At 66.9% G+C, this 9,231-nt stretch carries 10 protein-coding genes and 3 pseudogenes; 10 read left to right on the forward strand and 3 right to left on the reverse strand.

Going from position 1 to position 9,231, the window contains the following annotated elements; all coding sequences use genetic code 11:
* Positions 1-99: 99 nt before the first annotated feature.
* Positions 100-702, reverse strand: a complete 603-nt coding sequence (locus ACNPQM_RS42900; protein WP_418088268.1) for a hypothetical protein — start codon at positions 700-702, stop codon at positions 100-102.
* Positions 703-1,119: 417 nt separating this feature from the next.
* On the opposite strand from ACNPQM_RS42900, the gene ACNPQM_RS42905 reads away from it, so the two are divergent.
* Positions 1,120-1,407, forward strand: coding sequence for a hypothetical protein (locus ACNPQM_RS42905; RefSeq protein WP_418088269.1), 288 nt, complete (start codon positions 1,120-1,122; stop codon positions 1,405-1,407).
* A gap of 195 nt (positions 1,408-1,602) precedes the next feature.
* Positions 1,603-2,379, forward strand: a complete 777-nt coding sequence (locus ACNPQM_RS42910; protein ID WP_418088270.1) for a hypothetical protein — start codon at positions 1,603-1,605, stop codon at positions 2,377-2,379.
* 15 nt (positions 2,380-2,394) lie between these two features.
* On the opposite strand, the pseudogene ACNPQM_RS42915 reads toward ACNPQM_RS42910, so the two are convergent.
* Positions 2,395-3,813: pseudogene (locus tag ACNPQM_RS42915) on the reverse strand (IS701 family transposase).
* A 133-nt stretch (positions 3,814-3,946) separates the two neighbouring features.
* On the opposite strand from ACNPQM_RS42915, the gene ACNPQM_RS42920 reads away from it, so the two are divergent.
* From ACNPQM_RS42920 to ACNPQM_RS42940, 5 genes and pseudogenes are all read left to right on the forward strand, one after another.
* Entirely contained in the window at positions 3,947-4,426 is a 480-nt protein-coding gene (locus ACNPQM_RS42920) for an SRPBCC family protein (protein ID WP_418088271.1), read from the forward strand.
* 69 nt (positions 4,427-4,495) lie between these two features.
* A pseudogene (locus ACNPQM_RS42925) lies at positions 4,496-4,635 on the forward strand (FAD-dependent oxidoreductase); the annotation flags it as partial.
* A gap of 393 nt (positions 4,636-5,028) precedes the next feature.
* Entirely contained in the window at positions 5,029-5,202 is a 174-nt protein-coding gene (locus ACNPQM_RS42930; protein WP_418088275.1) for a CsbD family protein, read from the forward strand.
* A 255-nt stretch (positions 5,203-5,457) separates the two neighbouring features.
* Entirely contained in the window at positions 5,458-5,727 is a 270-nt protein-coding gene (locus ACNPQM_RS42935) for a hypothetical protein (RefSeq protein ID WP_418088272.1), read from the forward strand.
* 34 nt (positions 5,728-5,761) lie between these two features.
* Positions 5,762-6,133: pseudogene (locus ACNPQM_RS42940) on the forward strand (Tn3 family transposase); the annotation flags it as partial.
* Between the two features lie 49 nt (positions 6,134-6,182).
* Here the strand turns inward: ACNPQM_RS42940 and ACNPQM_RS42945 are convergent.
* The gene (locus tag ACNPQM_RS42945) at positions 6,183-7,541 is read right to left on the reverse strand and encodes a hypothetical protein (protein WP_418088273.1); all 1,359 of its coding nucleotides are present in this window, start codon (positions 7,539-7,541) and stop codon (positions 6,183-6,185) included.
* 240 nt (positions 7,542-7,781) lie between these two features.
* Between ACNPQM_RS42945 and ACNPQM_RS42950 the strand changes: the two genes are divergently transcribed.
* The 3 genes from ACNPQM_RS42950 (at position 7,782) to ACNPQM_RS42960 (ending at position 9,033) form a co-directional block, all read left to right on the forward strand.
* Entirely contained in the window at positions 7,782-7,904 is a 123-nt protein-coding gene (locus ACNPQM_RS42950; protein ID WP_418088276.1) for a hypothetical protein, read from the forward strand.
* Positions 7,905-8,150: 246 nt separating this feature from the next.
* The gene (locus ACNPQM_RS42955) at positions 8,151-8,807 is read left to right on the forward strand and encodes a hypothetical protein (protein ID WP_418088274.1); all 657 of its coding nucleotides are present in this window, start codon (positions 8,151-8,153) and stop codon (positions 8,805-8,807) included.
* 46 nt (positions 8,808-8,853) lie between these two features.
* On the forward strand, positions 8,854-9,033 hold the full coding sequence (locus ACNPQM_RS42960) for a hypothetical protein (protein WP_418088277.1): 180 nt from the start codon (positions 8,854-8,856) through the stop codon (positions 9,031-9,033).
* Positions 9,034-9,231 lie beyond the last annotated feature (198 nt).

The following is a 9,231-nucleotide window of genomic DNA, read 5'->3' on the forward strand; positions in this document are numbered from 1 at the left end:
GCCGGATACCTGTATGTCCCCACTCGGGACCCCTCTTCTCCCTGGACCACTCATGATCCAGCCTCCGAGATGTCCACGATCAGGGGGGAGGCCCCGCCGTCAGCCCCGGCGGCGCGCGGCGATCCGCACGTCATAGCGCTCACACCGGAAGTCCACTCCTGGCTCGATGCGACGCCACACCCGGCCTTCGAAACAGCCGGGGGTTGGCAGCCGCAGCACGGCGTCTGCCGGGCCGTCGACCGAGCTGCAGCGCAACAGCTGTGTCGTGGCGGACAAATGAAATGCGCCGAGGGGAGTCCCTGCACCGGTCGGGATCGCTCCCTCCCACAGCGATAGGGCCAGGCCCACACGTGTGTCCTGGACCAACGTGGGCACACCGGCCACACCAGCGGCGGCCACCACCGTGTCACCGTAAGGCGGAACCAGCTCTTCCTCTGCTTCACCACACGTCAGCCAAAACTCACCGTGAGAGACAAGCAGCGCCCCCGCGGCGTACTGAAGAGGACGGGCGTCTCCCAACACCTCCTCGTGAGAAGAGAACTGTCCCGGTACACGCCACATCCGGATCTCGTACAGTTCAGTCGGCTGGACCACGTACGACATGGCGGAACCACCGGACAACTGCATCCCGTTGAGGGACACACACCAGTACAGGCCGGGGTCGAGGACGATCTCGCAGATCAGACGTCCTTCCCCGTCCATGAGCACCACCCGCCCGCTGGGGACATAAAGTGGATCTTCCCTTGGACTCCACCCATCACGTGGATCCGCGCTGAGGACCCTCAAGACAACATCGACCCGATCGGTCCCCGGCCACAAGGGCAACTGCCGCACCCGGGGGGCAGCTGACAGCGGCACAACCACGTCCCGTCGCACGTCGGCACCCGAGTCTGCAAGGATCAGGAGCCCTTGATCGCCAGGTGCAGCCGCTCGGACCTGGTGAAGCAGCGAGTACGTCACGGATCCGACACTACCGGCCTTCGTCCGCGCCACGCGCCGACGTTACCCACCTCGCACGGCGAAAACAGTTGAAGCCTGCCTCGGCACAACACCGACCCGTCCCGGTAGTTCCCCGCATGCAGACCTCACTCATCGGCCGGTGGTTGTCCCGTCGGTTGGGTGGACGAGTCCTATTCTCAGGTCTACTTCGACTACTGCCAGTCCAACGCCGGTGCCCCGAATGACAGCCTCGACATCGAACTCCGCCGGGACCTAACCGCGTGGCCGGACACCAGCTGGGGTCAGAAAACGTTCACCAAGTGCTTCAGCAGTTACGGGAACAACGGCCAGTGGACCGGCATCGGCTACGGAGACACGTACTTCCAGATCAATCGCATCGATGGCGGGTCTGCCCACAACGTGTACGTGTACGGGAATTCGTACTACGACACGACGCAGGCTGACTGACCTCTGCCCTCACCCAGGCGTGGAGCCTGCCCGCCCAGGGCAGGCTCCACGCGTACCCCGCACTCCACGTAATGGGGACAGGTTTTGCATCCCCTGACCCGGCTGCGAGCCAGCAGTTCCTTGTGGGCCGCTCCCTTCGTTTTGGGTGCACCGCTTGTGTTCTTCTTCCTTTCCGGCAGTGTCCGGGGAGGGCCTGTGTACGGCTATGCGCCCACGGTCGTGTCGCAGTCGCTTCAGACCGCATACGCCTTCGCCTACGCGGCTGCCTCCAGTCTCGCCGCATGGGACAGCGCCACCCTGAGGCAGTCTGGCGTGTGGGACCTCGCTCCGGCCCGCTCCCGCTACCGCGTGGCCACATACGCTCTGGCTCCGGTAGTCCTGCTGGCGTGGCTGATGCTCTGTCTGCCGGCCGCCGTCGCCCTTGTGACCGCTGGAACCGTGCCGACACTGGGAAGCCTGCGGCCTCTGGGGATGGCGATGGCGGTCTGTGTCCCCCACGCAGTCATCGGCTTCGGCGTCGGCCTGCGGGTATCGCGGCTGCTGGCCGCACCTCTCTTGGCCGTCACTACCTGGGTCCTGGTCGCCTTCTCCTATTCCACTGAACCCTTCTGGCTGCGGCACGTCTCGGGCCAGTACCCCGACTACCTGATGTTCGGGGAGCTCGCCAGCGGAATCTCACTGGTTCCTCATGTCCTCTTCGCCGGCAGTGTGGCCGCCGGCGTGGCTATCCTGTGGCTGCCCCTGCGGTCGGCTTCGGCTCGCGCCGCTCTCGCCGCTACGGTTGCTCTGGCCGGAACGTTCACCGCCTACACGATGACCAGTACCTGGGACTACAACCCTCCGCTACTCACCGGACAGGCTCCCTCGACATGCGTCGGCCGCGACCCCGAGGTGTGCATGCCAGACTTCTCGGCAGCTGACGCCGGCAAAGCCCGCAACGCTGCGGTCGGGGTACTAGCGGTGGTTTGTTAAGCCGGGGAGTAGAGGTCAAGCGGGTGGCCTGCGCCGACGGCGTTGATCAGGGCTTGGAGTTCGGGTGGTGGGGGTGCATTCGTCCAGGCTCGCCAGCATCGTTGGAGGCTGGTCCAGGGGTCGAGCCAGGCCCGGACGGCGCGTATCGCCTTGGGCCAGCTAGCCGTGTGGGGCTGGTGGGGTCTGGTTGGTCCCCCTCTCGGGCCGGCCCGGCTCTTCGGGCGGCTCCGGTGGTGCTGTGCCGGGCGAAACCTCGGGTGGCGGACTGAACCAGGCGTCCCAACAGAACGAGAACGCGCAGGTGACCAGCGTCTGGTGGCGACGGATGGCGGTGTCGGAACGGACCTGGAAGTCGGCCCACCCGAGTTCGTCCTTGACCTGCTTGTAGTTCTGCTCGATCCAGTGCCGGATGCCGTAGATCCGGACGACTTCGTGCAGGTCAGCGGCGGGTTCGGGACTGTCGGCCTCCCGGAGACCGCCGGGTCGGGGCAGATCGGTGGCCAGGTACCAGGTGGCCTGCGCGGGCAGGGTGGTCGGGTCTGAGGTCGCTACGACCAGGCGGACGTTTCCGTCGGGTCCCCACCAGCCGAGTTGGGCGTCGGCGGCCCACCAGGTCTCGGTGTGCCCGTCGCGGAAGGTCCGCTCGATGGCAGTCCAGTCGCCGGGATGCTCGGGGTCTGTCCAGGTCAGGGCGCGGGCGGCGTCGACGGGGGTGTAGGCGTCCTTGCCGTAGGCCCAGGTGCCGTGGCTCGGTTTGAGGGCCATCACGAACGGCAGCCCCGCCTCGCTGAGTTGTCTGCGGAAGCTGTCCTGGTCGCCGTAGGCGCAGTCGGCGGCCACGGCTCGGAAGGCCACCCCGGTAGCGTTCGCGGTGCGGGCGAGTTCGGCGGCGATCTGCAGCTTCGTGCGGAAGCCGGGGTCGCTCCTGCCCTTGGGGAAGTGATGGGCGGGGCTGTAGGGCACAGCGTGCAGCGGGTAGTAGAGGTTCTCATCAGCCCAGCAGGTGGTCACGGTCACGATGCCGTTGTCTGTCTTGCCCAGCCGGCCCAGCCACTGCCGGCCGATGTGCGCCGTCGCCTTCCCGTCTTTGCGGTCCCCAGAGTCGTCGATCACCAACACCCCGCCCGCGTGCGGCGCGGTCGCGGGATCCGCCAGCAGCAACTCCACCCTGCGGGCGTTGACCCGCTCGTGGTCCCACGTCGACTCCGACAGGAAGAACTGCAGCCGTTGCACCGAGGGGTGCTGGGCGCCGACCACCGGCTCCGTGCCGGCCAGGCAGGTCAGCGTCTTGTTCCGGTCCCGCGGCAGCAGCAGCCCGGTCAGGTACTCGCGGAACCCACGGCGCTGTGCCAGTGTGGAGAACAGGTCATCGAAGCGTGCGGCGTAAGCTTCCAGCGGGCCCGGTGCGGGCGGACACGGCAGACGACGGGTCATCACAAGCCCCCAGGCGGCGAGGCGACGTTCCTCTGCTACCGGCCTACTACGGTCCTGACCCGCCGTCAACAAACCACCGCTAGCGTGGGAACCCGCAGCGAGGGACGCGACACTTCGAACGGCGGAGGGACGCATGGCCGTACGGCATCGGTTGATCAGCAAGCCCCCCGAGGACGTCTGGGGGGGCCTGTTGGACGCCGAACAGTACGGGGACTGGGTAGTCGGCACCTCACAGGTCGAGCTGGACGAAGGAAGGTGGCCCGATCTGGGGGCGGCCCTCCGCTACGAGATCAAGATCGGGCCGCTGACCCTGCGCAACCGGACCGTCGTGCGCCGCAGCGAACCGACCGCCGTCCTTGAACTGGAGGCGGACAGCGGGCCGCTGGGGACCGCGAGGATCGCGATGGAACTGCGGCCCTGGGGCGAGCACACACTGCTTATCTTCGACGAGCACCCTTTGCGCGGTGCGGGGGGCGCCCTGCACAACGGGCTCCTGGACGCGGTGCAGCAAATGCGGCACCGCGCGATGCTCGGCCGTCTCGCCCGGCTGTGCGAGGGGGCCGAAAGCCCGGCCCGCACCACTCCCGAGCAGCCGCGACCGCGCAGGGCCTGAACCGGCACCGAGACCTGGACACAGCCGCGCCACCGGGCGCGGCGGCACCCACCGAGCCGGGAGCAAGTCATGCCGGACGCTGTAGTGATCGGGGCGGGCCCCAATGGGCTGGTCGCAGCGAACCTCCTGGCCGACGCGGGCTGGAGCGTGGAGGTCCTGGAGGCCCAGGACAGCCCGGAGGAGCGGTCCGGCATGATCGGGGGGTCGACCGACGTCACCTGCACAACCTTCCTGCGCCAGGCATACTCTCGGGTCAATCCGGAATACCGGCCGAACCTGCCACGCAGTAGAAGGACACAACGGCCGCGCCCTCGTCACGGCACATCAAGTATCTGCCGCATGCGGGGCCGCTGAGTGTTCGGCGCTGAAGCCAGTGACCGGCAACCGCGGATCCCATAGCGGCCCACCTCCACAGCACGAGGCAGAGCCTCTCAAGATGCGACTGACACGATTCGCGCGAGACTGGTGGCAAACAGGACCGGCATTGAGCGATGACTCTCGTGCCAAGACGACCGTGCGACGTGCCAAAACCACCGGGCGCAGGGTCTGCCCGAAAATAAATGAAATATCCATCGAGTTCGAAGAAGCGGGATGTGAGTGTCGTGGCCAAGGATGAGAAGGCCAAGGCCAAAGTGGAACAGGCCAAGGGCAAGGTGAAGGAGGCCGCTGGCCGCACGGTAGGTAACGAGGGTTTGACGACCAAGGGTCGCGCCGAAAAGGCAAAGGGTGACATGCGTCAGGCAAAGGAGAAGACGAAGGACGCCTTCAAGCACTGAGCTTGATCTTTAACCTCGCTGCTGTTTCAGGCGGAAGTGTTCGGTGAGGGTTTCGGCTCGTTTCACGGTCTTCCCGGGTTCGTGCCGTGGGGCTGGCCTGCGGTTTTTCGAGCCGGGCGGCCGGGCCCGGGCCGGGTGGGTTTAGGCACGGCGGTGGGACGGGTGGGAGGCTGTCGCACGGCTCCTGCCCGGTGAAGGTCAAGAGCGATTCGTTGTTCGCTTCCGAAGATCCCGAAGGCATCGGAATCTTGGCTGATGGGGCGGAACTTCTTGTCGTGTGACCGTGAACGTGATCTCGAGATGCCGCAGGATGTGCGGGAGTGGCTGCCGCCCGAGCACCTGTGCTGGAAAGTGCTCGACGTCGTCGAAGAGCTTGACCTTTCGGCGTTCGAGGACAGCTACCGTGGCGACGGGCGGGGAGGGACGGCGTACGCTCCCGCAAGCCTGATCGCGTTGCTCTTGTACTGCTACAGCAAGGGAGTGCGCTCATACCGCCCTATGAGGACCGACGCCAGAAGCCCGTGACCTGCGGAGGCAGGGCTTAGCGCCATCCGCTGCGCGATTGGTCCCCAAGGCCGTCACCGTGCAGGAGTCCCGCCACCGCCTGGCCCGCGCGATCTGCCACGGCGGCCGCAGCCAGATCCGCCAGGCGTACCGCGAGGGCCAGGAGGACCAGCTCGCCGCCCTCGGCCTGGTCCTCAACGCCGTCGTCCTGTGGAACACCCGCTACCTGGACGCCGCCGTCGCCCAGCTCCGCGCCGAGGGCCACGACATCAAGGACGAGGACGTCGCCCGCCTCTCCCCGCTCAAGGACCGGCACATCAACTTCCTGGGCCGCTACCTGTTCAACATCAAGGCCAGCGGCCCCGGCCAGGGACTGCGCCCTCTCCGGGGCCCGGACGCTGTCGAAGACGACGAGGGCAACGACTGAACCGGCCCGCGACGTACGGTGGAGACGTGGCGCGTACCAGCCCGAGCTGTCAGAACGGTGGTTCGGTGGAGTAGGTGCCGTCCCAGGCGGGTGTGGTCGGTTTGCTTATCGGCTGCTGGAGGAGTCGTACAGCGTCTTGGATGCGGCCGAGGTCGATAAGGCGCTCGGCACGAAGAGAGCTGTTGACTGCCGGGTGCTGTGCGAGGACTGCGTCGGCTTCTTCGGTGCGGCCGGCTTTGTCAAGCATGTCGGACAAGGCCCAGGCCGCGTACCAGGTGTCGCCCTCGGGGTGCGCCCGCGTCTGCTCGATCGCTTCGTCGAGCAGGCCGCAGTCGGCCATGAGCGGAAGCCGCATCTGGAAGAGGTCCCAGTACTCCTTGCCGTCGCTTCGCGCCTTGATGGCATCGAGGTGGGCCAGGCCCTCTCGGGACCGGCCGTGGTCGGCGTACAGGGTGCAAAGAGTGTCGACGAGCCAGTCCTCCGCGTCGTGTTCGGTGAACGCGCGCAGCGCCTCGATCGCCTCGTCGCTCCGTCCGTGCCGGACCAGGAGCTCGGACAGCGGTACAGCCACATGCCACATGCCGGACGGCGTGGCACCGAACGTGCGGTAGGCGGCGATCGCGCCTTCCACGTCGCCGCGTTCCTCCAGCACTTCGGCAAGGCGCTGCACGGCGTGCCCGCGGTACTCGGACGCCGCGTACGCACGCAGTTCCGTGATCCGGTCGTGTCTGGCCAGCAGGTCGGCCAGCTGGTCACGGCCGTTGACGGAGGTGACCTCGCGGGTGTGCAGCAGGGCGATCGCCTCCTCGATCCGGCCCTGGCGTTCCCTGAGCGTGGCGAGCAGGCCGACTGCGTTGAACGGTTCCATCCGGAGGTTGTCGCAGTCCGGGTCGTCACAGGCAGGGACCGCCGCTTCCACCCGGGCCTCCAACAGGGCCGCCGCTTCCTCGTCCATGCCCGCCGTTTCGGCGACGCCGACCAGGCACTCGGCGAGGAACCAGTCCTGGATCCCGGCGCGCAGCAACATGAACGCCTCGCCGCTGCGGCCGTGGCGGGCCAGCAGGCGCGCGAAGAAGACCAGCGCCAGCCGGTCACCGGCCTCCGCGTACGGGCGGGACAGCGCGATCGCCTCCTCCACCCGGCCCCAGCCCTCCAGCAACTCCGCCCGGGCTTGGGCCGCCGGCCACCAGTTCGTGGCGACGTACGGAGCGAGCACCTCCAACGCCTGCTCGCGCTGGCCCCGATGCCCGAGCAGCCGGGCCCACTCCAGCGCGCAGAACCACTCCCCGCGGCCGGCCTGGAACTCCACTTCCCGCTCATGACCGAGTTCGAGAAGCCGCGCCACCAGCCCCGGAGGAATGCAGCCCGTCAGCGTTCGGGCCCGGTAGTCAAGATCATCAGCGTCCACGACAGCGCACCTTAGCCCTCACCACCGACACAGCCCGCACGTCGAGGCCATCGCATGTGAGGGTAGGCGTCAATAAACGATCGTTTTCTGAAGATCGCCTCGAAGGGTCCCCCAGACCCCGCAGGGCCTTCAGAAACCCCTTCAAAAACCCGGAAGGTTCAACAACCTCAGACCACTGTTTCCTGACATGATCCGGGGCCATGACCGCCCTCGAACCGGCCGCCGGACCGGACCTCCTCGTTGCCCGACGGGACCGAGACCAAGCTCGGCATCTGGTACAGCAACACCAAGTCCAGGCGGGACAAGCTCACCGCCGAACAACTCGACGCACTACGCAAGCGCGGGGTGGAGTGGGCCGTGTAGCGTGCGGTGCTGGTTTCCATAGCAAGTCGCTTCCGCATCGGCAGACATCACCCTCGGAGAGCGTGTGCACATGAGAGAAGTACGCAAGAGAATCATGGCCGTACCCGGAATGCCGGCGGCTGTCGTCCAGGACGGCTTCAAGTTCCCGGCAGGAGTGGGCTCTCGGTGATACCCCAGATCCAGAGGGCGCGTTCGGGTGGACAGTGGCTCGGGACACGGGCCGCCCTCCGCGTTCCCGTCGTACTGATGACTCTCGTCGCCGGCGCGGTGGGAACCGCCTCCTGTGGCCAGGACAGCCCCGGCGTGGCATCGCCACAAGCGCCGAGGACAGTGGCACCTCGTCCCGAGCCGTCCGCAACACAGACCCTGCCGCAGGCCTCCGATCTGCCCAAGCATGCGGTGACCAGCGACAAACGGGCCACGCTTAGCCCGGGCAGGACGATGGCCACGGGATACACCGGGAACGATTTCCTCACCGGACTGGCGAAGGACTGGAAGCTCCGCCTCGAAAAGCCCGTCGAGCAGGAGATGCCCGACGGGAAAATGAGGACGTACGTTCACGGGCGCGGCAAGAACGGGATGACCGTGTCGGCCGGCTACACCGATCACAAGAACATGTCCTCCCTGCTGTGCCGCGCGGGTACGAAGGAACCAGGCGATTTCGAGTTCCTGGCTTCCTGCACAGGTCTCGACGTCGCCGGAATCGACCATGACAAGGCGTCCTCGTGGCTCGACCGGGCGAAGAAGGAGACCGACTCCCTGTACGAGAAGCAGGTGGCCAAGACGGGAATCGAAAAGGAGTACGTTGTCAGTGGAGTGTTGGTCTCGGGCCCGGTGAGGATGGTTCTGCACCGCGCATACGAGAGGTACTCACTGAGGATCCTCGGAGGCGCAGCGGCGTAGAGGCATCAGCAGGATTCCGGGGGCAAGGCCCCTCGTCGACCTCGGATTGAAGTGGGCAGCACAGGACCCGGAGCGGGCGGCGCAGCTCACCGCGATCGACCCGGACTGGAACTGCCCCTGGCCACTGGACTGGCAACGCCACCACCGCGTCCTCGCCGACCTGGCCGATACCGACGGCCAGCTGCCCGGCATCACACCCGGCGTCCTCATGGACGGCGACGAATAGGCCATCGATCACGAATCCGCAGGTCCGTGCACCACAGCAGTCGTTACCTGGGCCGACCGGTCGGCCCGGCGTCCGTCCGTGAGAGTCCTGCGCGATAAGCTCAGCGCCCCCGATGCGCTGCCATCCGCTTCAAAGCATCGAGGTCAGAGCACCGGCCGCACTCTCTGCAAGGTAGAGATACCCCAAACTCACGATCCG

It is taken from the genome of Streptomyces sp. NPDC056231, from assembly GCF_048270745.1.
Taxonomy (GTDB): Bacteria; Actinomycetota; Actinomycetes; order Streptomycetales; family Streptomycetaceae; genus Streptomyces.

What these genes read in the sequence shown, in the direction of transcription:
- ACNPQM_RS42920 (WP_418088271.1), top strand. Translation starts at nt 3,947, where the DNA reads ATGGCCGTACGGCATCGGTTGATCAGCAAGCCCCCCGAGGACGTCTGG.
- ACNPQM_RS42900 (WP_418088268.1), bottom strand. Translation starts at nt 702, where the DNA reads ATGGACGGGGAAGGACGTCTGATCTGCGAGATCGTCCTCGACCCCGGC.
- ACNPQM_RS42955 (WP_418088274.1), top strand. Translation starts at nt 8,151, where the DNA reads ATGACTCTCGTCGCCGGCGCGGTGGGAACCGCCTCCTGTGGCCAGGAC.
- ACNPQM_RS42935 (WP_418088272.1), top strand. Translation starts at nt 5,458, where the DNA reads ATGGGGCGGAACTTCTTGTCGTGTGACCGTGAACGTGATCTCGAGATG.